We start from the raw sequence: 26,399 nt of genomic DNA on the forward strand, positions 1-26,399 counted from the left end.
AATCGGTGGAGCTGCATGACAAAGTCATCGGGCATTATCTGAACATAAAACACTATCAATAAGTTGGAGTCATTACCTCCCCATCAATATGAATACTCTGAAGCTGGAAGTCAGCCGCTCAACCATTGATAGCCTGATTACGAAAGATCGTATGCGCGTCGATGTAGTAGTCGCTTTCTTTGTGCGGGTAAAACCTTCAGTAGAAGGGATTGCCACCGCTGCCCAGACGCTGGGGCAACGCACCCTGTCGCCTGAAGACTTACGTATGTTGGTTGAAGATAAATTTGTCGATGCCCTCCGTGCAACAGCTGCGCAAATGACCATGCATGAGTTACAGGATACCCGCGAGAACTTCGTGCAGGGGGTGCAAAATACAGTGGCAGAAGACCTGTCGAAAAACGGTCTGGAACTGGAGAGCGTTTCACTTACCAACTTTAACCAGACCTCGAAAGAACATTTCAATCCGAACAATGCCTTTGACGCCGAAGGTTTAACCAAACTGACTCAGGAAACAGAGCGCCGTCGCCGCGAACGTAACGAAGTTGAACAGGATGTAGAAGTTGCGGTGCGTGAAAAAAATCGCGATGCGCTATCGCGCAAGCTGGAGATTGAACAGCAAGAAGCGTTTATGACGCTTGAGCAGGAGCAGCAGGTTAAAACCCGTACTGCCGAACAGAATGCACGTATTGCGGCTTTTGAAGCTGAACGTCGTCGTGAAGCAGAGCAGACACGAATTCTGGCTGAACGACAGATTCAGGAAACAGAAATCGACCGCGAACAGGCCGTCCGCTCAAGAAAGGTTGAAGCTGAACGTGAAGTTCGCATTAAAGAGATCGAACAGCAGCAGGTCACCGAAATCGCTAACCAGACGAAATCGATCGCTATTGCCGCCAAATTGGAACAACAGTCCCAGGCAGAAGCGCGTGCTAATCTCGCACTTGCAGAAGCGGTAAGCGCCCAACAAAACGTAGAAACCACTCGCCAGACTGCCGAAGCCGATCGTGCTAAACAAGTTGCCCTAATCGCTGCCGCGCAGGATGCAGAAACCAAAGCGGTTGAACTGACCGTGCGGGCGAAAGCAGAAAAAGAAGCCGCAGAGATGCAGGCGGCGGCTATCGTTGAGTTAGCCGAAGCTACACGTAAAAAGGGTCTGGCGGAAGCAGAAGCACAACGTGCGCTGAACGATGCTATCAACGTACTTTCTGATGAACAAACCAGCCTTAAATTCAAACTGGCCTTGTTGCAGGCGCTGCCTGCGGTAATAGAGAAATCCGTTGAGCCGATGAAGTCAATCGACGGTATCAAGATTATTCAGGTCGATGGTCTGAATCGTGGCGGCGCTGCGGGTGATGCGAGTACAGGTAGCGTTAGTGGAGGAAACCTTGCAGAGCAGGCATTGTCTGCCGCCCTTTCTTACCGCACACAGGCACCGCTGATTGACTCCTTGCTCAATGAAATTGGTGTTTCAGGCGGCTCACTGACGGCATTGACTTCACCCTTAACCTCAACAACTCCCGTCGCCGAAAACGTAGAATAAATTTTCAGCTATGAACGTCCCTGGCACAAAAAGCCGGGGATTTTTTATATCTGCGTTCCGCTAAAAAGTGCAAATGATCAGGTTGTTGCAGCATTTTGCGTGACGGCTCGGGGAAGGCAAAACTGCATCAGAGAAAGCATTGCGTGGGGTCTGGCGCTCATCAACAATCGGGGAGTCAGCAGGGGGCTGAAACGGGAAAGCCCCTCCCGAAGAAGGGGCCTTACAGAAGGAAAGGGTTATGATGAAGCTCGTCATCATACTGATTGTGTTGTTACTCGTAAGTTTCGCAGCTTATTAACAGCCAATCAGAGGGGGGAGAAATCCTCCCTCACCCTTGTTCCTTTACTTTAGGTTGAAAAAAAATCAGCGTCAAGAAGGTTTCATTAACACATATCCCTGGCCCAAAAAGCCGGGGATTTTTTATATCTGCGTTCCGCTAAAAGGTGCAAATGCTCAGGACGTTGCAGCGTTTTGCGTGACCGCTCGGGGAAGGCAAAATTGCCTCTGGGAAAGCATTGCGCGGGGTCCGGCGCTCATCAACAATCGGGGGGCAGCAAGGGGCTGAAACGGGAAAGCCCCTCCCGAAGAAGGGGCCTTGTATAAGGAAAGGGTTATGATGAAGTTCGTCATCATACTGGTTGTGTTGTTACTGTTAAGTTTCCCGACTTACTAACAACTCATCAGAGGGGGGAGAAATCCTCCCTTACCCTTGTTCCTTTACTCTAGGTTGAAAAAACAACAGCGTCAATAGGCCTGCCATGTACGAAGCGAGATCTGTGAACCGCTTTCCGGTTAGCCTTTTTTATCCTGTTGGATCTTCTTGATGATGTTGGTCGTCGAGCAACCGTCTTCAAAGTTGAGCACCAACACTTCGCCACCATTGGCCCAGACTTCTTTACTCCCGGCAATCTCTTCTGGTTTATAGTCGCCGCCTTTCACCAGCAGATCTGGCAAGATCCCGGCGATCAAGCGCTGCGGCGTGTCCTCTTCAAACGACACTACCCAGTCGACCGCTTCCAGTGCGCCCAGCACAATCATACGCTGTTCGAGTGGGTTTACCGGGCGGGAATCCCCTTTCAGCCGTTTGGTGGAGGCATCGCTGTTGACGGCAACAATCAAGCGGTCACCCAGCTTGCGGGCATTTGCCAGATAAGAGACGTGCCCGGCGTGCAGGATGTCAAAGACACCGTTGGTCATCACCACTTTTTCACCACGTTTACGCGCTGCCGCTACGGCCAGCTTCAGTTCCTCTTCGGTCATCACGCCAAAGCCTGTATCTGCACGTCCACGTACAGCATTTTCCAGCTCGATCGGCGAAACCGTGGAGGTTCCCAGTTTGCCGACCACCACGCCAGCCGCCGCATTGGCAAAGAAGCAGGCTTCTTCCAGCGAATTACCCGCTGCCAGCGTTGCCGCCAGGACGCCAATCACCGTGTCGCCCGCACCGGTAACGTCATACACTTCCTGCGCTTGGGTTGGCATATGCAGCGGCGCTTTACCCGGTTGCAGCAGCGACATACCCTGTTCGGAACGGGTCACTAACAGAGCCGAGAGTTCGTAATCGGCAATCAGTTTCATGCCGCGCTCAACAATCTCTTCTTCGGTCTTACATTTACCGACAACAGCTTCAAATTCCGAGAGATTCGGCGTTAACAGCGTAGCGCCGCGGTAGCGCTCAAAATCGGTACTTTTTGGATCAATCAGCACCGGAACACCCGCTTTACGCGCCAGTTGGATCATCTGCTGTACGCTTGCCAGCGCACCTTTGGCGTAGTCAGAAAGCACCAGCGCGCCAATCGAACTCAGCGCCTGATTAATCCGCTCGTGCAGCGGCTGCGGATCAACACCTTCGAAACCTTCTTCAAAATCCAGACGGATCAGCTGTTGGTTGCGGGAAAGTACCCGTAATTTGGTAATGGTCGGATGCGTCGGTACAGAAACGAAGTCGCATTTGACGTTGACGTCGGCCAGAGATTTACTCAGCGCGCGCGCTGCATCGTCAATGCCCGTCAACCCGACCAGGCGTGCATTAGCACCGAGAGAAGCGATATTCATCGCCACGTTAGCCGCGCCGCCCGGACGTTCTTCGATGGTATTCACTTTAACCACGGGCACCGGCGCTTCCGGCGAGATACGACTGGTGGGGCCGTACCAGTAACGATCCAGCATCACATCACCAACCACCATCACTCCTGCACGTTCAAACTCTGGCAGCGTTACTTTCATTCCTGTCTCCTGAGAGATTCAAAATTTGCGCGCGATAATACCATACTTCATTCTTCCACCAGCCACTTCTGCCAGCTTGCCCGCACCAGTTCACGCTCTGCGGTGAAGCAATCCTCCGACACATGGCCCGGCAATTCCTGTAATGCCAGATGATGAAGTTCATCGCGAAGCGTAGTGTAAGCACGGGTCAGCGCCATCGCTTCCTGCTCTTCCATAATGTCGTTTTGCGCCAGTAGTTCCAGAATACGCACGTTGTCTGACCAGCGCGTTAACTTCGGTTTTTCATGAGCGTAGCGCAACACCAGATATTGGGTAATAAATTCGATATCGGTAATTCCCCCTTCATCAGCTTTGATATCAAAGCGATCGCGATGTTTATTGCCGAGATGAGCGCGCATTTTCTCGCGCATTTCCCGCACTTCCGTTTGCAGAGTTTTACCTTCACGCGGCAGCGTCATAATCTCGCGACGCACTGCGTCAAAGTGCGCGGTGAGCTGCGGATCGCCGTACACTACACGCGCACGCACCAGCGCCTGATGTTCCCACGTCCAGGCCTCGTTTTTCTGATAATCGGCAAATGCTTCTGCGGATGTCACCAGCATTCCCGCCGCCCCGGACGGACGCAGTCGAGCATCCACTTCATACAAAATGCCGGAAGAGGTACGCGTACTGAACAGATGCATAATGCGTTGCGCCAGACGCAGATAAAACTGCCGCCCGTCGATTTCCCGCTCACCGTCAGTCATCGCATCCATTGGGCAATCATGGAGGAAGATAAGGTCAAGATCGGAACTGTAGCCTAACTCCCAGCCGCCCAGCTTGCCGTAGCCGACCACCGCAAAACCACGCCCTTCGCGTTCGTTCAGGTGATTCGGCTTACCGTAGCGGGCAACCATTTGAACCCACGCCTGCTGAACGACGGCATCTATCATGGCTTCCGCCAGCCAGGTTAAGTGATCGCTCACTTTCATCACCGGTAGCGTACCGGCGATATCCGCTGCGGCGATGCGTAACAGCTGCGCCTGTTTGAACTGACGCAGCGCCTCAAGCTGTTGCTCTTCGTCATCTTCCGGCACGCGCAGCAAATACTGGCGCAACTCATCGCGGTAGGCATCGGTCGCCGTCGGCTGGTAAAGGGTGTTTGGATCGAGCAATTCATCCAGCAATAATGGATAACGCGCCAGCTGGCTGGCAATCATCGGCGACGCGGCACACAGAGAAATCAAATGTTTAAGCGCCGCGGGGAATTCACTGAGCAATTCTAAATAGGTGGTGCGGGTAACAATCCCCACCAGCAAGGCGGTAATGCGCGACAGCGTAACGGCAGCGTCTTCACGCGCACAGACATCACTTAGCAGATGCGGCATCAGATGGTCGAGCACCTGACGTCCTCGCGGCCCGATGGTGCGCTTATCCAGCTCTTTGCGGAAATCGGCAATCAGCGTTAGCACCTGTTTGCGATCATCCTCGCTAAGATGCGCCAGCACTGGCGTAGTGTCATCTTCCTGCAACGCATCCTGCCACAGCTCACGCCACTGTTCCGACAGCGACTCTTCCTGAGTTTCACTTTCATCGTCGCCAATCAATTCATTAAACACCCGGCGCACATTGGTCATATGTGCGGTCAGCGCCCCGGTCAGTTGCGGCCAGTCAGCAAAGTCCATCGCCCACGCCAGCCGCGCACGATTAAGCTCATCAGAAGGAAGCGTCTGGGTTTGTTCGTCGTTAATGCTTTGCAGCAGGTTTTCCAGACGCCGCAGGAACAGATACGCCGCTCGCAATTGTTCAGCATCGTTTTCAGAAAGCAGATGCAGCGCAGCAATGACGCTGAGCGTTGGCAGTAAAGAGCGCGACTGCAGCGACGGTTCGCGCCCACCGCGAATGAGCTGGAACACCTGAACGATAAATTCAATTTCGCGAATGCCGCCTGCGCCGAGTTTGATATTGTCGGTCAAACCACGTCGACGCACTTCACGGGCAATCATCCCTTTCATGTTGCGCAGCGACTGAATCACGCTGAAATCGATGTAACGGCGGAAAACAAACGGGCGCAGCATCGCACGCAACTCGTTAGCATAGACGCCTTCGCTATCGCCCATAATCCGCGCCTTGACCATCGCGTAACGCTCCCAGTCGCGCCCCTGCTCCTGGTAATAATCTTCCAACGCGGCAAAGCTCAGCACCAGCGGGCCACTTTCGCCAAACGGACGCAGCCGCATATCCACGCGATAGACGAAGCCATCCTGCGTTGGTTGATCCAGCACTTTAATCAGCCGCTGCCCCATGCGGGTAAAAAACTGCGCGTTATCCAGTTCCCGGCGTCCACCCTGCGTACAACCATGTTCCGGCCAGGCAAAAATCAGATCGATATCAGAGGAGAAATTCAGCTCCCCACCGCCCAGCTTACCCATGCCTAAAATCAGCAGCGGTTGCGCTTCGCCCTGCGCATTGCACGGCGTTCCCCACTCGCGGCAGCAGGCGTCATACAGCCAGTCACGCGCCGCAACAATCAGCGTCTCCGCCAGATAGCTGAGCTGCTGCAATATGCTCTCTTCAGTAACCAGTGCCAGCGTTTGCGCCCAGGCGATGCGCACCATAATGCGCCGCCGGAATAGCCGCAGCTCGCGCATTAACCCGGCTTCGTCACTCACATTACAGAGCGCCTCCTGCAACCATGCCGCGTAATGCTGCCATTCGTCGGCCTGCGGCGGTTGGCTTTCCAGTTCCGTCAGCCACTCTGGATGCGCAATCACGCTGTCCTGCACAAAATCACTAAAAGTAAGTACTGACTTCGCCTGTGCGCTAAGTGATTCCTCGGCTAAAGGCTCTGGCAGCCGCTCAACAACGGTCTGCCAGTACTGCTGTAACGGTGAAGAGAGCGGCTTCATAAGCGATTTTATCCTTGCCTGATTAACGTTTTCCGCTGTGCAACCAGAACGGTTCCTGATTGTTTGCCTCATTACGGAAATGTTCAATTTCGATGCGTTGCCCGGTCGCAATAGCGTGATGCAGCCCCTGCCAGTTCTCCAGCCAGGCTTGCGCGACGACAGGATCATAGTAACCCGCCAGCAACAGTATTGAGTCAATATCACGCGTCAGGCGTGGCAACTGGTCACGGTAGCGATCGCCTAACGGCTGGCAGAAAACGCTTTTCAGTTCAGCGGCATGGAGGGAAAGATGGATATCGGCAAAGCGTTTGAAGGAGTCGCTGATTTTGCCCTGCGCTTTGGCATCTAAAAATGGCTGCCATGCTTTGCTTACCAACCATTCGGTCAACGCCAGCTTCGCCATTGCCGTTTCGGTAGAGTAGACCGCCGTCACGGCAGACACCGCAGAAGCAATGGTCGCCTCGCATTGAGTCAGCAGATCACGTAAGTGAGTGCTCGCTTTACGCGGCACAATACCACCGAACAGCATCAGCGTATGACGGACCAGGCTAATGGCTGCCAGCACCTGTTCTTTCGCCGCATCGTTGCCGCGTACCCACAGTTCTTCATGATACTGCCATTGCGCTAACGCCAGCTCGAGCGCCGCTTCCAGCCCCTGTTCCACATCGGCTTTTGCCGCAACATGCAAAATGGTGGTCGGTTTGATTTCACGCGCCGGATTGCCCTGCGCCAGATGATAGCCACGCGCCGCTTTGCTCAGGCTGCCCTGGCGTAATCCGGTTTGCGATACCAGTTGGTTCGCCAGTTTCAGCACCGCGCGCGTGTCGCCGCTAAGCAGTTCCAGTTCCAGCTCACAGATAGGTTCAGCAAATTCACCCGCTTTCACTTCCCCCTGGTCGAGGGCGATTTCAATTTGGCTACCATCGACCGCCACCAGCCATTTTTCGCGATAAAAATCGGTGCTGAACAGCGGCTGCACGCGGGAGGCGAGATCGGCGGGCAATTCGCCGTTCGGCCAGACTTCCGTCGGTAACTGCGCCAGGTCGAGCGTCGGTTCGCTCAACGCCACGTTATATTCCGGGCGCTGATGTAAGCCGCCTGTCACTCTTCCTGCAACTTTCATGGTCATCTCATAGCGACCGTTTTCGCCACGAATACGTAAGCCCATATCGTGCCCACGCAGCCAGTTATCCGGCGTTTCGTAGTAAATATTCAGCAACTGCACGGGGTCATGGTGCTCGCCGCCCAGCGTATTGAGATGGTCACGCAACGCCTCAACGGCACTGTGATTAACAATAAACTTTAATTCGATTTCCTGAGCCATGGCCTTTACTTATCGGTTATGTCACATAAGTGACGATGAACGGCGAACTTAATGCGATCTTTTTTGTCAGTAGATAGTATTTTGCGCCAAATTGCCATGCAACGGGCAATTTGACGGGCGTAAAAGTTTGAAGCAGTGGCAAGACCTGACACAGAGGATTCCGATTGATGTCGAATGCTTTGCGTAGCGACACTGATGCCACTACTATCGTTCCACTTTCCATGACAATAACGACAGCCTGATGCCAAAATTACGCCTGATCGGATTAACTTTACTCGCACTTAGCGCGACTGCCGTCTCACACGCTGAAGAAACGCGCTATGTTTCCGACGAACTGAATACCTGGGTCCGCAGCGGTCCGGGAGATCATTATCGCCTCGTGGGCACGGTTAACGCCGGCGAGGAAGTGACCTTATTACAAACTGACGCCAACACCAATTATGCCCAGGTGAAAGACAGCTCTGGCCGTACCGCCTGGATCCCGTTGAAACAACTTAGCACTGAGCCAAGCCTGCGCTCCCGTGTGCCAGATCTGGAAAATCAGGTCAAAACCCTGACCGATAAACTCACCAATATCGATAACACCTGGAATCAGCGCACCGCAGAAATGCAGCAAAAAGTGGCGCAGAGCGACAGCGTGATCAACGGGTTAAAAGAAGAAAATCAGAAACTGAAAAACGAGCTGATTGTCGCGCAGAAAAAGGTCGATGCCGCCAGCGTACAGCTGGATGACAAACAGCGCACCATCATCATGCAATGGTTTATGTATGGCGGTGGCGTGCTGGGGCTTGGCTTGCTGCTCGGTCTGGTACTGCCGCACCTGATCCCAAGCCGCAAACGCAAAGATCGCTGGATGAACTAAATCGCCTTCTTCGTTGCACTGTCTTATTATTAGGAATTGTGTATTTGACGAAGGGATGATGGCGTGAAGATTTATCTGGTCGGTGGTGCTGTTCGGGATGCATTGTTAGGGCTACCGGTCAAAGACAGAGATTGGGTGGTGGTCGGCAGTACGCCACAGGAGATGCTCGACGCGGGCTACCAGCAGGTAGGCCGCGATTTTCCTGTGTTTCTGCATCCGCAAACGCATGAAGAGTATGCGCTGGCACGTACCGAACGGAAATCCGGTTCCGGTTACACCGGTTTTACTTGCTATGCCGCACCGGATGTCACGCTGGAAGATGATCTTAAGCGTCGCGATCTGACCATTAATGCGCTGGCCCAGGACGATAACGGCGAGATTATCGACCCGTACAATGGTCTGGGCGATCTGCAAAATCGTCTGTTGCGCCATGTTTCCCCCGCTTTTGGCGAAGATCCGTTACGCGTATTGCGCGTGGCGCGTTTTGCTGCGCGTTATGCCCACCTCGGTTTTCGTATTGCCGATGAAACTCTGGCGTTGATGCGCGAGATGACCCATGCGGGTGAACTGGAACACCTGACGCCTGAACGGGTATGGAAAGAGACGGAAAGCGCCCTCACCACCCGCAATCCACAGGTGTTCTTCCAGGTACTGCGCGATTGCGGCGCACTGCGCGTTTTATTCCCGGAAATTGACGCACTGTTTGGCGTTCCGGCCCCTGCCAAGTGGCATCCGGAAATCGATACGGGTATTCATACCTTAATGACGCTCTCAATGGCGGCGATGCTGAGTCCGCAGGTCGATGTCCGTTTCGCAACTTTATGCCACGATCTCGGTAAAGGGCTGACGCCGCCAGAACTCTGGCCGCGTCATCATGGTCATGGCCCGGCGGGTGTTAAGTTAGTGGAACAACTATGCCAGCGTCTGCGCGTGCCAAATGAAATTCGCGATTTAGCCAGACTGGTGGCTGAGTTTCACGATCTCATCCACACCTTCCCAATGCTGAACCCAAAAACCATCGTCAAATTATTTGATTCCATCGATGCCTGGCGTAAACCGCAGCGTGTCGAGCAACTGGCGCTGACCAGCGAGGCTGACGTGCGCGGCAGAACCGGTTTTGAATCAGCGGACTACCCGCAAGGCCGCTGGTTGCGCGAAGCCTGGGAAGTGGCGCAGTCAGTGCCGACAAAAGCCGTCGTTGAAGCGGGATTTAAAGGTGTGGAGATTCGCGAGGAGCTGACCCGACGGCGGATTGCGGCGGTAGCCAGCTGGAAGGAACAACGTTGCCCAAAGCCTGAATGAGTATTGGGCATTTTGCCGGATGCGGCGTAAACGCCTTATCCGGCTACATGTCAACGACAGTTGTAGGCCTGATAAGACGCGCAAGCGTCGCATCAGGCGTTGATTGCCGGATGCGGCGTGAACGCCTTATTCGGCCTACGCAATCGTTGACAACGCCAAGCATCCGACACTATTCCTCAATTAAAAGAACACGACATACACCGCAGCCGCCACAATAAAGCGATAAATGGCGAACGGGATAAACGAAATGCGCTTAATCAATTGCAGGAAGGTTTTAATCGCTATCAGCGCCACCACAAAAGCGGTGATAAACCCAACGGCAAACATCGGGATATCGCCGCTTGTCAGGAAGCCCCAGCTTTTGTAGAGATCGAGCGCCGTTGCGCCCATCATCATCGGCACCGCCAGCAGGAACGAAAACTCGGAAGCAGCGTAACGGCTCACCCCCATCAGCATCCCACCTGAAATGGTCGCCCCGGAACGGGAGAAACCCGGCCACAGCGCCAGACACTGGAAACAGCCAATCATAAATGCCTGACGATAGGTCATATCATCAAGACCCGGCGCACGCGGCTCTTTCGGCTTCAGGCATTCGGCGGCAATCAGCAACAAACCGCCAACGACCAGCGCATACATCACATTTATCGGGTTAAACAATGACTTAATCGTGTCGTGGAACAACAGCCCCAATACCACCGCCGGAATCATCCCCAGCAAAATGTGGATCAGCGTTAAACGACCTTTGCTTTCACCTTCGTGCTGCAACGGGCGGCCAAAGTGGATGCCAATCAGGCCAAACAGACGCCGCCAGAACATCACTACTACCGCCAGAATTGATCCTAACTGGATCACAACTTCAAAGGTTTTCGCCGTGTCGCCCTCAAACCCCAACAAGTGACCGACAATAATCATATGGCCCGTGCTGGATACCGGCAGAAATTCTGTCAATCCTTCGACCACACCCAATATTGCCGCTATCAGCAGCGAGTGCATATCGCTCATCAATAAACCCCTAAATTATTAAAATGTACCGCTTGTCCGAACTACTGCGTATGACCAGGTTATAACCGTTTGGTTTAACAGCTGTAAAATTAATTATTTTCTTTCAGATTATTGCCACGCTCAATGATTACGCCAACATTCGCCGCCCGCGCCACTGCGCCTGGCTTGCTGAGTTTGATACGCACCCACGGCGAGTTGAAGCGTGCTAACAGCAGCTCCGCCACCTCTTCAGCCACGCGTTCCACCAGCGCAAAACGCGCCCCCTCGACGTGGCTGACCACCGTTTCTGCAATGTCAGCGTAACTGAGGCAATCCGCCACATCATCACTTTTCGCCGCTTTACGGTTATCCCACGCCATTTCGATATCGAACACTAACTTCTGTTCGATGGTCTGTTCCCAGTCGTAAACACCAATAGTGGTGATTACCGAAAGTTGCTCTATAAATACAATATCCATCACGTCCTGCCTGCTTTTTGGCTAACCGGATACCACTTCCGGCGAAATGTGCGTATTATCCACAGATTCATCGTTGAACACGAATTTTCAAAACGGAACAGCTTATGAGTGCAATCGCGCCTGGAATGATCCTCATCGCGTACCTCTGCGGCTCCATTTCCAGTGCCATTCTGGTTTGCCGCTTGTGTGGGCTGCCCGATCCGCGAACCAGCGGCTCCGGCAATCCAGGCGCAACCAATGTGTTACGTATCGGTGGCAAGGGAGCAGCCGTAGCAGTACTGATTTTCGACGTTCTGAAAGGAATGTTGCCCGTCTGGGGCGCGTATGAATTAGGTGTCAGCCCCTTCTGGCTAGGCTTAATTGCCATCGCCGCCTGTCTTGGACACATCTGGCCCGTTTTCTTCGGATTTAAAGGAGGAAAAGGCGTTGCTACCGCTTTTGGTGCCATCGCACCCATTGGCTGGGATCTCACCGGAGTAATGGCGGGAACCTGGTTACTGACCGTGCTATTGAGCGGATACTCGTCGCTGGGAGCGATTGTCAGTGCACTGATTGCTCCGTTTTATGTCTGGTGGTTTAAGCCACAATTCACCTTCCCGGTTTCGATGCTCTCTTGCCTGATCCTGCTGCGTCATCATGACAACATCCAACGTCTGTGGCGTCGTCAGGAGACAAAAATCTGGACGAAATTCAAAAGAAAGCGCGAAAAGGATCCCGAGTGATTTCTGGTGGATCTACATGACCTGATAGCCTTCATCGGGCTTGCCCAGCCGTTGCTGGCACCATGCCGCCAGAAATTCCACGCAGACACGTAATTTCATGCTGCGATAGAGCGGCTCCCGGTAAACAGCCCAGATATTGGCGCTTTGTGCATACTCTGGCAATACTTGCACCAGTTTGCCACTCTCCAGAAACGGCAACACATCCCACTCGGAACGCAGCATAATCCCTTTGCCCTCCAGCGCCCATTGCAGCACAATCTCGCCGCTATTGGAGGAAAGATGCCCGCTTACCTTCACCGATTTTTTCTCCTGACCGTTCCCCAACTCCCATATTCCATGGGTCATATCGCGCTCTTTGGTCACCAGACAGTCATGACGACTTAATTCCTGTAGGGATTGTGGCTGCGGATATTTTTGCAGATACTCAGGTGCTGCGCATAATATTCTTTTATTTTTTGTCAAAAGATGCGCAATATAATAATCAGGAATTTCGTCATTAATACGAATATCCAGATCAATATTATCCTGCACTAAATCAATTTGCCGATCGAACAATTCAAAATGCACCTGTAACTCAGGATAATTGCGCATCAGTTCGGTAATAGCTGGCGCAATATGGCTGCGCCCAAAACCAAAACTGCAACCAATACGAATCATCCCCTCCGGGCGCGTTTTGATTTGCGTGACGTCATCGACCAGTCGCTGATATTGGGTGAGGATTTCCAACGCATGTTCGTAACAACGTTGGCCACTTTCAGTCAGCGCCACGCCGCGAGCGGAGCGGTTCAGCAGCGTTGTTGCCAGCGTATTTTCAAGGATTTGGATCCGCTTGGTGACAAATGCAGGCGTCTGCCCAAGCGTCGCCGCTGCGGCGCTAAAACTCCCGCTGTGAACGATTTCTACCAGTACCTGCAAGTCTTTGGCTAAAGGCCAGCTATTCAGCATCGTTAATTATCCGCAGTTGTGATAAGCGCAGTGTATTTCGCAAAACATTGCCATTCCCTGCTCTGGCGCAATATTCATTCTTATTTTCGCGTTGATTCACGAACTGTTAATTACATATTCACGGTGGCAAAAAATATAAAACCACATTTTTAGTGGTAGTTTGTGGCGGTGAATTTTTCCAGACAAATACAAAAACTGGAGTTGCCATGATGAGCGAAAGTAATAAGCAACAGGCAGTGAATAAGTTGACAGAGATTGTCGCTAACTTTACCGCCATGATTTCTACCCGAATGCCTGATGACGTGGTGGATAAACTAAAACAGCTAAAGGATGCCGAAACGTCGTCGATGGGGAAAATTATCTACCATACGATGTTCGACAACATGCAAAAAGCGATTGACCTGAATCGTCCTGCCTGTCAGGACACCGGGGAGATTATGTTCTTCGTTAAAGTCGGTTCCCGCTTCCCACTGCTTGGCGAGCTGCAAAGCATACTCAAACAAGCCGTGGAAGAGGCAACCGTCAAAGCGCCACTACGTCACAATGCGGTAGAAATTTTTGACGAAGTAAACACCGGCAAAAATACCGGTAGCGGCGTACCGTGGGTCACCTGGGACATCATCCCCGACAATGACGATGCGGAAATCGAAGTTTACATGGCAGGCGGCGGCTGCACGCTACCTGGCCGCTCGAAAGTGTTAATGCCGTCAGAAGGCTACGAAGGCGTGGTGAAATTCGTCTTCGAAAATATCTCCACCCTCGCCGTAAACGCCTGTCCACCGGTACTGGTGGGCGTGGGCATCGCCACCTCGGTGGAAACCGCCGCCGTACTCTCGCGTAAAGCCATTTTGCGCCCGATTGGCAGCCGCCATCCCAATCCAAAAGCGGCAGAACTGGAGCTACGCCTGGAAGAAGGACTCAACCGTCTGGGGATTGGTCCACAAGGGCTGACCGGCAACAGTTCAGTGATGGGCGTACATATCGAATCTGCCGCCCGCCATCCGTCAACCATCGGCGTTGCTGTTTCTACCGGCTGCTGGGCGCATCGTCGCGGCACGCTGCTGGTTCATGCCGATCTCTCCTTTGAAAATCTGTCTCACACCCGGAGCGCGTTATGAAAAAGATCCTGACAACCCCGATCAAAGCTGAAGATCTGCAAGATATTCGCGTCGGCGATGTGATCTACCTGACCGGTACGCTGGTGACCTGCCGCGACGTTTGTCACCGCCGCTTGATCGAACTCAAACGTCCGATCCCTTACGATCTCAACGGCAAAGCGATTTTCCACGCTGGCCCCATCGTGCGTAAAAACGGCGATAAATGGGAGATGGTTTCCGTTGGCCCGACAACCAGTATGCGTATGGAAAGTTTTGAACGTGAATTTATCGAGCAGACCGGCGTGAAACTGGTGGTTGGCAAAGGTGATATGGGGCCGCTGACCGAAGAAGGCTGCCAGAAATTCAAGGCGCTACATGTGATTTTCCCGGCAGGCTGCGCGGTGCTGGCGGCAACCCAGGTAGAAGAGATTGAAGAAGTGCACTGGACAGAACTCGGGATGCCGGAGTCACTGTGGGTCTGCCGGGTCAAAGAGTTCGGCCCGCTGATTGTCTCTATTGATACCCACGGCAACAACCTGATAGCCGAAAACAAAAAGCTATTCGCCGAACGCCGCGATCCCATCGTGGAAGAGATCTGCGAGCACGTCCATTACATCAAATAACCCTCCCGGAGAGGCTCACCCCCTCTCCTTTTTCGCAGGCATAACACGATGAAACCTTCCACTGAATGGTGGCGATACCTTGCGCCGCTGGCGGTCATCGCCATTATTGCTCTAATTCCGGTTCCCGCAGGGCTGGAGAGTCATACCTGGCTCTACTTTGCCGTTTTTACTGGCGTGATCGTTGGACTGATCCTCGAACCCGTGCCGGGTGCCGTGGTGGCGATGGTGGGTATATCCATCATCGCCATACTCTCTCCCTGGCTGCTGTTCAGCCCGGAGCAGCTCGCTCAGCCAGGCTTTAAATTCACTGCAAAATCCCTCTCGTGGGCCGTTTCCGGTTTTTCTAATTCGGTTATCTGGCTGATTTTCGCCGCCTTTATGTTTGGCACAGGCTATGAAAAAACCGGGCTTGGACGCCGCATTGCGCTGATTCTGGTGAAAAAGATGGGGCATCGTACGCTGTTTCTCGGCTATGCGGTGATGTTCTCCGAGCTGATCCTGGCACCTGTAACACCGTCCAACTCGGCGCGTGGTGCGGGGATTATCTATCCCATCATCCGTAACCTGCCACCGCTCTATCAATCACAACCAAACGACAGCAGTTCACGCAGCATTGGCTCGTACATCATGTGGATGGGGATTGTTGCCGACTGCGTGACCAGCGCCATTTTCCTGACGGCGATGGCACCAAACTTGCTGTTAATTGGACTGATGAAAAGTGCATCTCACGCCACGCTGAGTTGGGGCGACTGGTTCCTCGGGATGTTGCCGCTCAGCATTTTACTGGTTCTGCTGGTTCCCTGGATGGCTTACGTGCTGTACCCACCGGTACTGAAGTCTGGTGATCAGGTGCCGCGCTGGGCAGAGACGGAACTGCAGGCAATGGGCCCGCTCTGTTCTCGTGAAAAACGGATGCTGGGGCTGATGGTAGGCGCGCTGGTGCTGTGGATTTTCGGCGGTGATTATATTGATGCTGCGATGGTTGGTTACAGCGTAGTGGCACTGATGCTGCTTCTGCGCATTATCTGCTGGGACGACATTGTCAGTAATAAAGCGGCGTGGAACGTTTTCTTCTGGCTGGCCTCGCTTATCACCCTCGCTACCGGACTCAACAACACCGGTTTTATTAGCTGGTTTGGCAAACTGTTAGCAGGCAGCTTAAGTGGTTATTCGCCGACGATGGTGATGGTGGCATTGATTCTGGTGTTTTATCTACTGCGCTACTTTTTCGCCAGCGCCACGGCGTATACCTCCGCCCTCGCACCGATGATGATCGCCGCCGTGCTGGCGATGCCGGAAATCCCGCTGCCGGTGTTCTGCCTGATGGTTGGCGCGGCAATTGGTCTGGGGAGCATTCTTACACCATACGCCACCGGACCCAGTCCGATTTACTACGGTAGTGGTTATCTGCCAACGGCGGATTACTGGCGACTGGGGGCGATTTTTGGGCTGATATTCCTCGTATTGCTGGTGATTACCGGCTTACTGTGGATGCCCGTGGTGTTGCTTTAAGTAAGGACGGTGCCGGAAATTGCTCTCCGGCACCCGATAGTTTTACGCGGCCGGTAACTCCGCCAGCGGCCAGCGCGGACGCACGCTAACGCCGAGATCCGCCGTCGCGCCTGCTTTAAACCGCACCATTCCGGCATAGGCGATCATCGCGCCGTTATCAGTACAAAACTCCGGACGCGCGTAGAACACTTCGCCGCGGCGTTTTTTCATCATTTCAGCCAGCTTCGCCCGTAACGTACGGTTAGCACTCACGCCGCCTGCCATGACCAGTCGCTTAAAGCCAGTCTGATCCAACGCTCGCTTGCACTTAATCATCAGCGTATCGACCACCGCATCTTCAAAGGCGCGGGCGATATCAGCACGCGTCTGGTCGTCGGTGCCGTTGTCACGAATGGTATTTGCCGCGAAGGTTTTCAGACCGGAGAAACTGAAATCCAGCCCCGGACGGTCGGTCATCGGACGCGGGAAGACAAAGCGCCCGGCAGTACCCTGAGCCGCCATTTTCGACAGTAACGGTCCGCCAGGATAATCCAGCCCCAGCAGCTTCGCGGTTTTATCAAACGCTTCACCGGCGGCATCATCGATAGACTCGCCGAGCAGCTCGTACTGACCAATGCCAGTCACGCTGATTAACTGCGTATGACCGCCGGACACCAGCAGCGCGACAAACGGAAATTCCGGCGGGTTATCTTCCAGCATCGGCGCTAACAGATGCCCTTCCATATGGTGTACCGGGATTGCCGGAACGTTCCAGGCAAACGCCAGAGAACGCCCCACGGTTGCGCCAACCAGCAGTGCGCCGACTAATCCAGGGCCTGCGGTATAGGCCACAGCATCAATGTCTTTTGCCGTTAAGCCAGACTCCTTTAGCGCCGCCTGGATCAACGGTACGGTTTTGCGCACGTGATCGCGGGAGGCCAGTTCAGGCACGACGCCGCCGTAGTCAGCGTGCAATTTCACCTGACTATACAATTGGTTGGCTAACAAACCTTTTTCATCGTCGTAAATGGCGATGCCGGTTTCATCGCAGGAAGTTTCAATACCCAGTACACGCATGACTTGTTTTACCTCGCTTTATTACCGCGCAGTGTAGGACCAATGCGGGTTGATGTAAAACTTTGTTCGCCCCCGGAGAAAGCCTCGTGTATACTCCTCACCCTTATAAAAGTCCCTTTCAAAAAGGCCGCGGTGCTTTACAAAGCAGCAGCAATTGCAGTAAAATTCCGCACCATTTTGAAATAAGCTGGCGTTGATGCCAGCGGCAAACCGAATTAATCAAAGGTGAGAGGCACATGCCGGTAATTAAAGTACGTGAAAACGAGCCGTTCGACGTAGCTCTGCGTCGCTTCAAGCGTTCCTGCGAAAAAGCAGGTGTTCTGGCGGAAGTTCGTCGTCGTGAGTTCTATGAAAAACCGACTACCGAACGTAAGCGCGCTAAAGCTTCTGCAGTGAAACGTCACGCGAAGAAACTGGCTCGCGAAAACGCACGCCGCACTCGTCTGTACTAATTCCCCGAGAGCGTTGCTCTCCGATCAGACCGAGTTGTAGTTGTAAGGCCGTGCTTCCGAAAGGAATGCGCGGCTTATTTTCGTTTATGAATTGCTAAAAATCGGGGCCTATGGCTGGACGAATCCCACGCGTATTCATTAATGATCTGCTGGCACGCACTGACATCGTCGATCTGATCGATGCCCGTGTGAAGCTGAAAAAGCAGGGCAAGAATTTCCACGCGTGTTGTCCATTCCACAACGAGAAAACCCCGTCCTTCACCGTTAACGGTGAGAAACAGTTTTACCACTGCTTTGGATGTGGCGCGCACGGCAACGCGATCGACTTCCTGATGAACTACGACAAGCTCGAGTTCGTCGAAACGGTCGAAGAGCTGGCAGCAATGCACAATCTTGAAGTGCCATTTGAAGCAGGCAGCGGCCCCAGCCAGATCGAGCGCCATCAGAGGCAAACGCTTTATCAGTTGATGGACGGTCTGAATACGTTTTACCAACAATCTTTACAACAACCTGTTGCCACGTCTGCGCGCCAGTATCTGGAAAAACGCGGATTAAGCCACGAGGTTATCGCTCGCTTTGCGATTGGTTTTGCGCCCCCCGGCTGGGACAACGTCCTGAAGCGGTTTGGCGGCAATCCAGAAAATCGCCAGTCATTGATTGATGCGGGGATGTTGGTCACTAACGATCAGGGACGCAGTTACGATCGTTTCCGCGAGCGGGTGATGTTCCCCATTCGCGATAAACGCGGTCGGGTGATTGGTTTTGGCGGGCGCGTGCTGGGCAACGATACCCCCAAATACCTGAACTCGCCGGAAACAGACATTTTCCATAAAGGCCGCCAGCTTTACGGTCTTTATGAAGCGCAGCAGGATAACGCTGAACCCAATCGTCTGCTTGTGGTCGAAGGCTATATGGACGTGGTGGCGCTGGCGCAATACGGCATTAATTACGCCGTTGCGTCGTTAGGTACGTCAACCACCGCCGATCACATACAACTGTTGTTCCGCGCGACCAACAATGTCATTTGCTGTTATGACGGCGACCGTGCAGGCCGCGATGCCGCCTGGCGAGCGCTGGAAACGGCGCTGCCTTACATGACAGACGGCCGTCAGCTACGCTTTATGTTTTTGCCTGATGACGAAGACCCTGACACGCTGGTACGAAAAGAAGGTAAAGAAGCGTTTGAAGCGCGGATGGAGCAGGCGATGCCACTCTCCGCATTTCTGTTTAACAGTCTGATGCCGCAAGTTGATCTGAGTACCCCTGACGGGCGCGCACGTTTGAGTACGCTGGCACTGCCATTGATATCGCAAGTGCCGGGCGAAACGCTGCGAATATATCTTCGTCAGGAATTAGGCAACAAATTAGGCATACTTGATGACAGCCAGCTTGAACGATTAATGCCAAAAGCGGCAGAGAGCGGCGTTTCTCGCCCTGTTCCGCAGCTAAAACGCACGACCATGCGTATACTTATAGGGTTGCTGGTGCAAAATCCAGAATTAGCGACGTTGGTCCCGCCGCTTGAGAATCTGGATGAAAATAAGCTCCCTGGACTTGGCTTATTCAGAGAACTGGTCAACACTTGTCTCTCCCAGCCAGGTCTGACCACCGGGCAACTTTTAGAGCACTATCGTGGTACAAATAATGCTGCCACCCTTGAAAAACTGTCGATGTGGGACGATATAGCAGATAAGAATATTGCTGAGCAAACCTTCACCGACTCACTCAACCATATGTTTGATTCGCTGCTTGAACTGCGCCAGGAAGAGTTAATCGCTCGTGAGCGCACGCATGGTTTAAGCAACGAAGAACGCCTGGAGCTCTGGACATTAAACCAGGAGCTGGCGAAAAAGTGATTTAACGGCTTAAGTGCCGAAGAGCGATCGGGAAGCCCCCGACAGCCGCACTGAGAGGCAGCGGCAAATATATAAGTACGCCCTCGTAATTATCGTTGGCGGTAAACAACCGTTGGATTTCAGCGTTAACGGCTGAAGGACATCGGGTCAATCGCCCAACACCAACCTCATGAAATAAGTGTGGATACCGTCTTATGGAGCAAAACCCGCAGTCACAGCTGAAACTTCTTGTCACCCGTGGTAAGGAGCAAGGCTATCTGACCTATGCCGAGGTCAATGACCATCTGCCGGAAGATATCGTCGATTCAGATCAGATCGAAGACATCATCCAAATGATCAACGACATGGGCATTCAGGTGATGGAAGAAGCACCGGATGCCGATGATCTGATGCTGGCTGAAAACACCGCGGACGAAGATGCTGCCGAAGCCGCCGCGCAGGTGCTTTCCAGCGTGGAATCTGAAATCGGGCGCACGACTGACCCGGTACGCATGTACATGCGTGAAATGGGCACCGTTGAACTGTTGACCCGCGAAGGCGAAATTGACATCGCTAAGCGTATTGAAGACGGGATCAACCAGGTTCAATGCTCCGTTGCTGAATATCCGGAAGCGATCACCTATCTGCTGGAACAGTACGATCGTGTTGAAGCAGAAGAAGCGCGTCTGTCCGATCTGATCACCGGCTTTGTTGACCCGAACGCAGAAGAAGATCTGGCACCTACCGCCACTCACGTCGGTTCTGAGCTTTCCCAGGAAGATCTGGACGATGACGAAGATGAAGACGAAGAAGATGGCGATGACGACAGCGCCGATGATGACAACAGCATCGACCCGGAACTGGCTCGCGAAAAATTTGCGGAACTACGCGCTCAGTACGTTGTAACGCGTGACACCATCAAAGCGAAAGGTCGCAGTCACGCTACCGCTCAGGAAGAGATCCTGAAACTGTCTGAAGTATTCAAACAGTTCCGCCTGGTGCCGAAGCAGTTTGACTACCTGGTCAACAGCATGCGCGTCATGATGGACCGCGTTCGTACGCAAGAACGTCTGATCATGAAGCTCTGCGTTGAGCAGTGCAAAATGCCGAAGAAAAACTTCATTACCCTGTTTACCGGCAACGAAACCAGCGATACCTGGTTCAACGCGGCAATTGCGATGAACAAGCCGTGGTCGGAAAAACTGCACGATGTCTCTGAAGAAGTGCATCGCGCCCTGCAAAAACTGCAGCAGATTGAAGAAGAAACCGGCCTGACCATCGAGCAGGTTAAAGATATCAACCGTCGTATGTCCATCGGTGAAGCGAAAGCCCGCCGTGCGAAGAAAGAGATGGTTGAAGCGAACTTACGTCTGGTTATTTCTATCGCTAAGAAATACACCAACCGTGGCTTGCAGTTCCTTGACCTGATTCAGGAAGGCAACATCGGTCTGATGAAAGCGGTTGATAAATTCGAATACCGCCGTGGTTACAAGTTCTCCACCTACGCAACCTGGTGGATCCGTCAGGCGATCACCCGCTCTATCGCGGATCAGGCGCGCACCATCCGTATTCCGGTGCATATGATTGAGACCATCAACAAGCTCAACCGTATTTCTCGCCAGATGCTGCAAGAGATGGGCCGTGAACCGACGCCGGAAGAACTGGCTGAACGTATGCTGATGCCGGAAGACAAGATCCGCAAAGTGCTGAAGATCGCCAAAGAGCCAATCTCCATGGAAACGCCGATCGGTGATGATGAAGATTCGCATCTGGGGGATTTCATCGAGGATACCACCCTCGAGCTGCCGCTGGATTCTGCGACCACCGAAAGCCTGCGTGCGGCAACGCACGACGTGCTGGCTGGCCTGACCGCGCGTGAAGCGAAAGTTCTGCGTATGCGTTTCGGTATCGATATGAACACCGACCACACGCTGGAAGAAGTGGGTAAACAGTTCGACGTTACCCGCGAACGTATCCGTCAGATCGAAGCGAAGGCGCTGCGCAAACTGCGTCACCCGAGCCGTTCTGAAGTGTTGCGTAGCTTCCTGGACGATTAATCGGTAGGCCGGATCAGGCGTTACGCCGCACCCGGCACTAGTCCCTCTGCACAAACGCCACCTTTTCGGTGGCGTTTTTTATCGCCCACGCACTACCAGCGCCTGGTCCAGCTCGCGATACGCTTCAACCAGTTTCTCTAGTGAAACGCGACTTAAACCGCTGGGATTTGGCAGCACCCAAATCTGCGTCGAACCAATGGTGAGCGTTTGTTTCCCCCACTGTGCACCGCGCTGGCTGAATCCCTGTTCATATGCTTGTTTGCCCAGAATCGCCAACGCCTGCGGCTGATAATCCTCAATTTTTTCAATCAACTTACGCCCACCTGCGTGCAACTCCTGCTTTGAAACTTCACTGGCTTGCACCGTTGGCCTGTCAACCAGTTTGGTGACGCCACAACGATAATCCAGCAGATGCTGTGCCTCCTGCGGCTTCAACTGACGGTCGGTAAACCCGGCCTGATATATCACCTTCCAGAAGCGATTTGCCGGATGAGCAAAGGGAAAACCAGTCCCGGCGGATGAAAGCCCAGGGTTGATACCGCAAAACACGACCCGTAACCCTGGAGCCAAAATATCCTCAACCATATTTACTCCTTTCTAACATCACCAGGAAAAGTATAACGGATTGAAAATACATTGTTTATAAAAACAGCAGGCGCGCGGTAATGGCTGGATTGCGACACGGAGTTACTTTATAATCCGCTACCATGGCCCCTTAGCTCAGTGGTTAGAGCAGGCGACTCATAATCGCTTGGTCGCTGGTTCAAGTCCAGCAGGGGCCACCAGATATAGCAAAGGCTGACGAGAAATCGTCAGCCTTTTTCTTTTACATATCAGTTACTTTGCGTGCCAGTAGGCCGCTGCACGAACCCGCTGTGGGTCAAACTGTTCCGTTTCAAAGCGGCGGCTTAAATTCTTAACGACTTTGCCTTCGCCGGTTATCCAGATGAAGTAATCATCGGCAGGGATTTGCATCTGCGCCAGACGCGCATCTACCGCCTGCTCATCATGTGCCAGCCATTCGATATTAAAACCATCAAGGTGCGCGAGATAATCCTGACAGGCGTTATCCCGCACGCTAACCAGCACGCTAACTTGCGGTTTAACGGCAAGTTTGCTCAACGTTTCCAGGCGGCGGCGCAATGCGGGCATTCCGGATTCATCGCAGACATACAGCTGATACGCGTAATCTTCCGGCACCACCAGCGAACCGCGCGGACCTGCCACCGTGAGTTTATCGCCCGGTTGGGCCTGCATTGCCCAGCTACTGGCGACGCCGTCTTCGTGAATAAAGAAATCAATCGCCAGTTCATGGCGTAGTTCGTCATACAACGGCGTATAGTCACGCGACGGTGGGCGTGGTCCTTCCGGCCAGACGATGCCCTCTTCCGTTACCGTTGGCGGCACAAAGTGAGCGTCAGGTTGAGGAAAGAAGAGTTTGCTGTGATCGTCAAAGCCGCGCGATGTAAAACCGTCCAGCGCCTCGCCGCCGAGGACAATGCGCTGAAAACCGGCGCTGATGCGCTCAACGCGTAACACAGTCAGTTCACGGAAGCGCAGATCATTGCGAACGCGCTGCGGGTAGCGGGGGGAGTTATTCATTGTTATCGCCTTCGTGATGGTAATTAGATATATCTAAATAAAACTCGCAAATGATAATGATTGTTAATCATGATAAATGCAAGCGATTTGTAGAACTGATATATCTGTAGTCTGATAAGACGCGCAACCTCTTATCAAGCATCATTGCTCAATGCCGGATGCGGCGTGAACGCCTTATCCGGCCTACATGTTGAGTAAACCTGCGTTTAAAAATCATTTTTGTACTTGCAGTAATACTTATATCAGATATAAATTAGATATATCTAATTAAGCAAAAGGAGGCTGATATGAGCCATCATCACGAAGGGTGTTGTAAACATGAAGGCCAGCCACGCCATGAGGGCTGCTGCAAAGGTGAGAAGTCAGAACACGAGCACTGCGGACACGGTCACCAGCATGAACACGGTCAATGCTGCGGTGGTCGCCACGGTCGCGGCGGCGGTCGTCGGCAACGTTTCTTTGGTCACGGTGAATTGCGTCTGGTGATTCTGGATATTCTCTCGCGCGATGACAGCCACGGTTACGAATTGATTAAAGCGATTGAGAATCTAACCCAGGGGAATTACACCCCAAGCCCGGGCGTCATCTACCCAACGCTGGATTTTCTGCAGGAGCAGTCGCTGATTACCATCCGCGAAGAGGAAGGAGGTAAGAAGCAGATTGCGCTGACCGAACAAGGCGCGCAGTGGCTGGAAGAAAACCGCGAACAGGTGGAGATGATTGAAGAACGCATCAAAGCGCGTTGCGTTGGCGCGGCGCTGCGCCAGAACCCGCAAATGAAGCGGGCGCTGGATAATTTTAAAGCGGTGCTGGATTTACGCGTCAACCAGAGCGATATCAGTGATGCACAAATAAAAAAGATCATTGCGGTGATCGACCGCGCCGCTTTTGATATTACGCAACTGGATTAATCGCCGCATCCGCCAGTGGCGCGGTGCAATTGCCGGATGCGACGCTTGACGCGCCTTATCCGGCCTACACCCGCTACACACCCCGCAGGCCTGATAAGATGCGCCAGCATCGCATCAGGCATTGTGCTCCAACCGCCGGATCCGGCATACCGATTAATGCAGTACCGTCACCGCGTCTTCCAGTCGGCTGGCGCGGTGTTTCACCATCGCCGACACCTGCGCACTCTCTTCCACCAGCTCGGCATTTTTCTGGGTGATCAGGTTAAGCTCATCCACTGCACGGGTCAGGCTGGAAAGCCCATCGGCCTGTTCCAGCGTTGAATGGCTAATCTGGGCGATCAACTGGGTGACGTTTTTCACCTGTGCCACAATATCTTCCATCGTCCGTCCGGCGGCGTGTACCTGCTGCGAACCGGATTGCACCTTATCAGCACTGGCATCAATCAGCTTGCGAATATCGTTGGCAGCATTAGCGCTGCGGCTGGCTAAATGACGCACTTCCCCTGCCACCACTGCAAAACCTTTGCCCTGTTCGCCGGCACGCGCCGCTTCCACCGCCGCATTCAGGGCCAGAATATTGGTCTGAAACGCAATATCGTTAATCAGCGAAGTAATGGTGCCAATGCGCTGGGTACTGTCGGCGATATCGTCCATTGTCTTGATCACCGTGGTCATCGCCTCCCCACCCTGCACTGCCGCATTACTGGCAGTGATTGACAGTTTATCGGCAGCCGACGCCGTGGCAGAGTTCTGTTTCACCGACGCCGCCATTTGGTTCATGGTCGCCACCGTTTGCTGAACGTTATCAACTGTCTGCTGGGTATGTTCGTTCAGTTCATCGGTGCCTTTCGCCAGCGTCTCACTGCCATTTCTGACACTGGACACCTGGCTTGAGACATCGTTAATTAGCCAACGGCACATCAGGCCAAGTTGCCCTACCGCACGTAATGTCAGCCCCAGCTCATCGCTGCGATTCAGATGCTCAACACTATTACGTTCTCCGGTCGCCACCTTCAGTGCCTGATGGGCAACATTTTCTATCGGGCGCACAATCTGCCATTCAAAACAGGCGCTTGCCAACAATACCACTAACGCACAGAGGATATACGTCACCACCGGGGCAGCAACAAACCAAAGCATGGCCGCCAGCAAGATAAACATCAGGGTCATCACTCCACGCGCCCGCCAGCGAAGCGGTAATGAAGGCAGTTTACCCAGCCAGCCTTTACGCACCACCAGGCCTTTATGAATACGCTTACTGGTACGTCCGGCGTTCAACGCTTTGTACAGCGGCTCCACCGCCGCGATCTCTTCATCCGTCGCCCGGGTACGAATCGACATATAGCCACTGATTTTTCCCTCGCGCACCATCGGTACCGCATTGGCCCGCACCCAATAATGGTCACCATTTTTGCGGCGATTTTTCACGATGCCGCTCCAGGGCTCCCCTTTTTTCAGGGTGAACCACATATCCGCAAACGCCGCTTTTGGCATATCCGGGTGACGCACCATGTTGTGCGGCTGCCCTTGTAACTCTTGCAAGGTATAGCCGCTCACCTGCACAAAAGTGTCATTAGCATGAGTGATATAGCTTTGCAGATCGGTAGTGGACATCAGAGTGGTATCGTCCGCCAGCGGGGTATTTTGCTGGGTGACATACGGATGAGAAGACATGTTCGCGTCCTGTGCAGGGTATATGGTTGTTAACTTCTTGTCAGAGTTTATGTCGGCCCCGCTGCGGTTATCTTTAACCGATTAATTTGATTTAGATCGCAATTTGCGATTTAAACACAAATCTAATTCCTTGATTTAAAATACTTTCACTCTGTTACTATACGAAAACGTTAATTATCTTGCCCAAAAATCAGGCAATTATTGCCCTGAAAACGTGCATTTGCGCAGCAATCATCAAATCCATACCCGACAAAAACCGTGCAAAATAACAACAAATGTTAACAGATAGCATTAAATATTGCACAAATGATAAC

Annotated in this window: 23 protein-coding genes, 1 tRNA gene and 1 pseudogene; 15 read left to right on the plus strand and 10 right to left on the minus strand. The window is 53.1% G+C overall.

Going from position 1 to position 26,399, the window contains the following annotated elements:
* From RTW80_RS31220 to ibsE, 4 genes and pseudogenes are all read left to right on the plus strand, one after another.
* A partial coding sequence (locus RTW80_RS31220) for an IS1 family transposase (RefSeq protein ID WP_071528444.1) occupies positions 1-62 on the plus strand: 62 nt, incomplete at its 5' end.
* A 14-nt stretch (positions 63-76) separates the two neighbouring features.
* Positions 77-1,537: pseudogene (locus RTW80_RS00005) on the plus strand (flotillin family protein); the annotation flags it as partial.
* A gap of 238 nt (positions 1,538-1,775) precedes the next feature.
* Entirely contained in the window at positions 1,776-1,835 is a 60-nt protein-coding gene (locus RTW80_RS00010) for a type I toxin-antitoxin system Ibs family toxin (RefSeq protein WP_001387081.1), read from the plus strand.
* 315 nt (positions 1,836-2,150) lie between these two features.
* A complete protein-coding gene (gene ibsE / locus RTW80_RS00015) occupies positions 2,151-2,210 on the plus strand; it encodes a type I toxin-antitoxin system Ibs family toxin (protein ID WP_001387082.1) in 60 nt (19 codons plus the stop codon).
* Positions 2,211-2,329: 119 nt separating this feature from the next.
* On the opposite strand, the gene hldE is transcribed toward ibsE, so the two are convergent.
* From hldE to ygiF, 3 genes are read right to left on the minus strand one after another with little or no spacing between them, the layout of a single operon-like run.
* On the minus strand, positions 2,330-3,763 hold the full coding sequence (hldE, locus tag RTW80_RS00020) for a bifunctional D-glycero-beta-D-manno-heptose-7-phosphate kinase/D-glycero-beta-D-manno-heptose 1-phosphate adenylyltransferase HldE (RefSeq protein ID WP_000869191.1): 1,434 nt from the start codon (positions 3,761-3,763) through the stop codon (positions 2,330-2,332).
* A 47-nt stretch (positions 3,764-3,810) separates the two neighbouring features.
* Positions 3,811-6,651 (minus strand): bifunctional [glutamate--ammonia ligase]-adenylyl-L-tyrosine phosphorylase/[glutamate--ammonia-ligase] adenylyltransferase, encoded by a 2,841-nt coding sequence (gene glnE, locus RTW80_RS00025; RefSeq protein WP_033548769.1) that lies wholly within the window; start codon positions 6,649-6,651, stop codon positions 3,811-3,813.
* 22 nt (positions 6,652-6,673) lie between these two features.
* Positions 6,674-7,975 carry an inorganic triphosphatase gene (ygiF, locus tag RTW80_RS00030; RefSeq protein WP_096967592.1) on the minus strand — a complete coding sequence of 434 codons (1,302 nt, stop codon included), beginning with the start codon at positions 7,973-7,975 and terminating at the stop codon, positions 6,674-6,676.
* A gap of 241 nt (positions 7,976-8,216) precedes the next feature.
* On the opposite strand from ygiF, the gene RTW80_RS00035 reads away from it, so the two are divergent.
* On the plus strand, positions 8,217-8,837 hold the full coding sequence (locus RTW80_RS00035; protein ID WP_001125331.1) for a TIGR04211 family SH3 domain-containing protein: 621 nt from the start codon (positions 8,217-8,219) through the stop codon (positions 8,835-8,837).
* 63 nt (positions 8,838-8,900) lie between these two features.
* Positions 8,901-10,139: a fused tRNA nucleotidyltransferase/2',3'-cyclic phosphodiesterase/2' nucleotidase/phosphatase Cca gene (gene cca / locus RTW80_RS00040; protein WP_000708487.1), complete on the plus strand. Its 1,239-nt coding sequence runs from the start codon at positions 8,901-8,903 to the stop codon at positions 10,137-10,139.
* 180 nt (positions 10,140-10,319) lie between these two features.
* Here cca and bacA read toward each other — a convergent pair whose 3' ends face one another.
* The gene (bacA, locus tag RTW80_RS00045; protein WP_001281927.1) at positions 10,320-11,141 is read right to left on the minus strand and encodes an undecaprenyl-diphosphate phosphatase; all 822 of its coding nucleotides are present in this window, start codon (positions 11,139-11,141) and stop codon (positions 10,320-10,322) included.
* 89 nt (positions 11,142-11,230) lie between these two features.
* Positions 11,231-11,599: a bifunctional dihydroneopterin aldolase/7,8-dihydroneopterin epimerase gene (gene folB / locus RTW80_RS00050; RefSeq protein WP_001295541.1), complete on the minus strand. Its 369-nt coding sequence runs from the start codon at positions 11,597-11,599 to the stop codon at positions 11,231-11,233.
* Positions 11,600-11,703: 104 nt separating this feature from the next.
* Here folB and plsY point away from each other — a divergent pair, with 104 nt between their 5' ends.
* Complete coding sequence (gene plsY, locus RTW80_RS00055) at positions 11,704-12,321, plus strand: glycerol-3-phosphate 1-O-acyltransferase PlsY (protein ID WP_001272796.1); 618 nt, start codon at positions 11,704-11,706, stop codon at positions 12,319-12,321.
* Between the two features lie 12 nt (positions 12,322-12,333).
* Here the strand turns inward: plsY and ttdR are convergent, their stop codons facing one another.
* Positions 12,334-13,266, minus strand: a complete 933-nt coding sequence (ttdR, locus tag RTW80_RS00060) for an L-tartrate utilization transcriptional activator TtdR (RefSeq protein ID WP_000935206.1) — start codon at positions 13,264-13,266, stop codon at positions 12,334-12,336.
* A 206-nt stretch (positions 13,267-13,472) separates the two neighbouring features.
* Between ttdR and ttdA the strand changes: the two genes are divergently transcribed.
* From ttdA to ttdT, 3 genes are read left to right on the plus strand one after another with little or no spacing between them, the layout of a single operon-like run.
* Positions 13,473-14,384: a L(+)-tartrate dehydratase subunit alpha gene (ttdA, locus tag RTW80_RS00065; protein WP_000986796.1), complete on the plus strand. Its 912-nt coding sequence runs from the start codon at positions 13,473-13,475 to the stop codon at positions 14,382-14,384.
* Positions 14,381-14,986 (plus strand): L(+)-tartrate dehydratase subunit beta, encoded by a 606-nt coding sequence (gene ttdB / locus RTW80_RS00070; protein WP_085448462.1) that lies wholly within the window; start codon positions 14,381-14,383, stop codon positions 14,984-14,986. Before ttdA ends, ttdB begins: the two co-directional genes overlap by 4 nt.
* A gap of 48 nt (positions 14,987-15,034) precedes the next feature.
* Complete coding sequence (gene ttdT, locus RTW80_RS00075; RefSeq protein WP_312718088.1) at positions 15,035-16,498, plus strand: L-tartrate/succinate antiporter; 1,464 nt, start codon at positions 15,035-15,037, stop codon at positions 16,496-16,498.
* Positions 16,499-16,540: 42 nt separating this feature from the next.
* Here the strand turns inward: ttdT and tsaD are convergent, their stop codons facing one another.
* Positions 16,541-17,554, minus strand: coding sequence for a tRNA (adenosine(37)-N6)-threonylcarbamoyltransferase complex transferase subunit TsaD (gene tsaD, locus RTW80_RS00080; RefSeq protein ID WP_001264365.1), 1,014 nt, complete (start codon positions 17,552-17,554; stop codon positions 16,541-16,543).
* A gap of 236 nt (positions 17,555-17,790) precedes the next feature.
* Here tsaD and rpsU point away from each other — a divergent pair, with 236 nt between their 5' ends.
* The 3 genes from rpsU to rpoD all read left to right on the plus strand — a co-directional run bounded on the left by rpsU (position 17,791) and on the right by rpoD (position 21,898).
* Positions 17,791-18,006, plus strand: a complete 216-nt coding sequence (gene rpsU, locus RTW80_RS00085) for a 30S ribosomal protein S21 (protein ID WP_001144069.1) — start codon at positions 17,791-17,793, stop codon at positions 18,004-18,006.
* Positions 18,007-18,116: 110 nt separating this feature from the next.
* The gene (gene dnaG / locus RTW80_RS00090) at positions 18,117-19,862 is read left to right on the plus strand and encodes a DNA primase (protein ID WP_000918819.1); all 1,746 of its coding nucleotides are present in this window, start codon (positions 18,117-18,119) and stop codon (positions 19,860-19,862) included.
* Positions 19,863-20,056: 194 nt separating this feature from the next.
* Positions 20,057-21,898 (plus strand): RNA polymerase sigma factor RpoD, encoded by a 1,842-nt coding sequence (rpoD, locus tag RTW80_RS00095; protein WP_000437375.1) that lies wholly within the window; start codon positions 20,057-20,059, stop codon positions 21,896-21,898.
* 78 nt (positions 21,899-21,976) lie between these two features.
* Here rpoD and mug read toward each other — a convergent pair whose 3' ends face one another.
* Positions 21,977-22,483, minus strand: a complete 507-nt coding sequence (gene mug, locus RTW80_RS00100; protein WP_000228941.1) for a G/U mismatch-specific DNA glycosylase — start codon at positions 22,481-22,483, stop codon at positions 21,977-21,979.
* A 124-nt stretch (positions 22,484-22,607) separates the two neighbouring features.
* On the opposite strand from mug, the gene RTW80_RS00105 reads away from it, so the two are divergent.
* Positions 22,608-22,683: transfer RNA gene (locus RTW80_RS00105), tRNA-Ile, on the plus strand.
* A 52-nt stretch (positions 22,684-22,735) separates the two neighbouring features.
* Here the strand turns inward: RTW80_RS00105 and nfeF are convergent.
* Positions 22,736-23,500 carry an NADPH-dependent ferric chelate reductase NfeF gene (gene nfeF, locus RTW80_RS00110; RefSeq protein ID WP_001065901.1) on the minus strand — a complete coding sequence of 255 codons (765 nt, stop codon included), beginning with the start codon at positions 23,498-23,500 and terminating at the stop codon, positions 22,736-22,738.
* 287 nt (positions 23,501-23,787) lie between these two features.
* On the opposite strand from nfeF, the gene nfeR reads away from it, so the two are divergent.
* On the plus strand, positions 23,788-24,411 hold the full coding sequence (gene nfeR, locus RTW80_RS00115; protein ID WP_000018003.1) for a DNA-binding transcriptional regulator NfeR: 624 nt from the start codon (positions 23,788-23,790) through the stop codon (positions 24,409-24,411).
* Positions 24,412-24,564: 153 nt separating this feature from the next.
* On the opposite strand, the gene aer is transcribed toward nfeR, so the two are convergent.
* A complete protein-coding gene (gene aer, locus RTW80_RS00120) occupies positions 24,565-26,085 on the minus strand; it encodes an aerotaxis sensor receptor Aer (RefSeq protein ID WP_000094721.1) in 1,521 nt (506 codons plus the stop codon).
* Between the last annotated feature and the right edge of the window lie 314 nt (positions 26,086-26,399).

This window comes from Escherichia sp. AM3 (assembly GCF_032029835.1).
Taxonomy (GTDB): Bacteria; Pseudomonadota; Gammaproteobacteria; order Enterobacterales; family Enterobacteriaceae; genus Escherichia; species Escherichia coli.

Coding starts and splice junctions, on each gene's coding strand:
- hldE (WP_000869191.1), bottom strand. CDS start 3,763: ATGAAAGTAACGCTGCCAGAGTTTGAACGTGCAGGAGTGATGGTGGTT.
- glnE (WP_033548769.1), bottom strand. CDS start 6,651: ATGAAGCCGCTCTCTTCACCGTTACAGCAGTACTGGCAGACCGTTGTT.
- ygiF (WP_096967592.1), bottom strand. CDS start 7,975: ATGGCTCAGGAAATCGAATTAAAGTTTATTGTTAATCACAGTGCCGTT.
- RTW80_RS00035 (WP_001125331.1), top strand. CDS start 8,217: ATGCCAAAATTACGCCTGATCGGATTAACTTTACTCGCACTTAGCGCG.
- bacA (WP_001281927.1), bottom strand. CDS start 11,141: ATGAGCGATATGCACTCGCTGCTGATAGCGGCAATATTGGGTGTGGTC.
- folB (WP_001295541.1), bottom strand. CDS start 11,599: ATGGATATTGTATTTATAGAGCAACTTTCGGTAATCACCACTATTGGT.
- plsY (WP_001272796.1), top strand. CDS start 11,704: ATGAGTGCAATCGCGCCTGGAATGATCCTCATCGCGTACCTCTGCGGC.
- ttdR (WP_000935206.1), bottom strand. CDS start 13,266: ATGCTGAATAGCTGGCCTTTAGCCAAAGACTTGCAGGTACTGGTAGAA.
- ttdA (WP_000986796.1), top strand. CDS start 13,473: ATGATGAGCGAAAGTAATAAGCAACAGGCAGTGAATAAGTTGACAGAG.
- ttdB (WP_085448462.1), top strand. CDS start 14,381: ATGAAAAAGATCCTGACAACCCCGATCAAAGCTGAAGATCTGCAAGAT.
- ttdT (WP_312718088.1), top strand. CDS start 15,035: ATGAAACCTTCCACTGAATGGTGGCGATACCTTGCGCCGCTGGCGGTC.
- tsaD (WP_001264365.1), bottom strand. CDS start 17,554: ATGCGTGTACTGGGTATTGAAACTTCCTGCGATGAAACCGGCATCGCC.
- rpsU (WP_001144069.1), top strand. CDS start 17,791: ATGCCGGTAATTAAAGTACGTGAAAACGAGCCGTTCGACGTAGCTCTG.
- dnaG (WP_000918819.1), top strand. CDS start 18,117: ATGGCTGGACGAATCCCACGCGTATTCATTAATGATCTGCTGGCACGC.
- rpoD (WP_000437375.1), top strand. CDS start 20,057: ATGGAGCAAAACCCGCAGTCACAGCTGAAACTTCTTGTCACCCGTGGT.
- mug (WP_000228941.1), bottom strand. CDS start 22,483: ATGGTTGAGGATATTTTGGCTCCAGGGTTACGGGTCGTGTTTTGCGGT.
- nfeF (WP_001065901.1), bottom strand. CDS start 23,500: ATGAATAACTCCCCCCGCTACCCGCAGCGCGTTCGCAATGATCTGCGC.
- nfeR (WP_000018003.1), top strand. CDS start 23,788: ATGAGCCATCATCACGAAGGGTGTTGTAAACATGAAGGCCAGCCACGC.
- aer (WP_000094721.1), bottom strand. CDS start 26,085: ATGTCTTCTCATCCGTATGTCACCCAGCAAAATACCCCGCTGGCGGAC.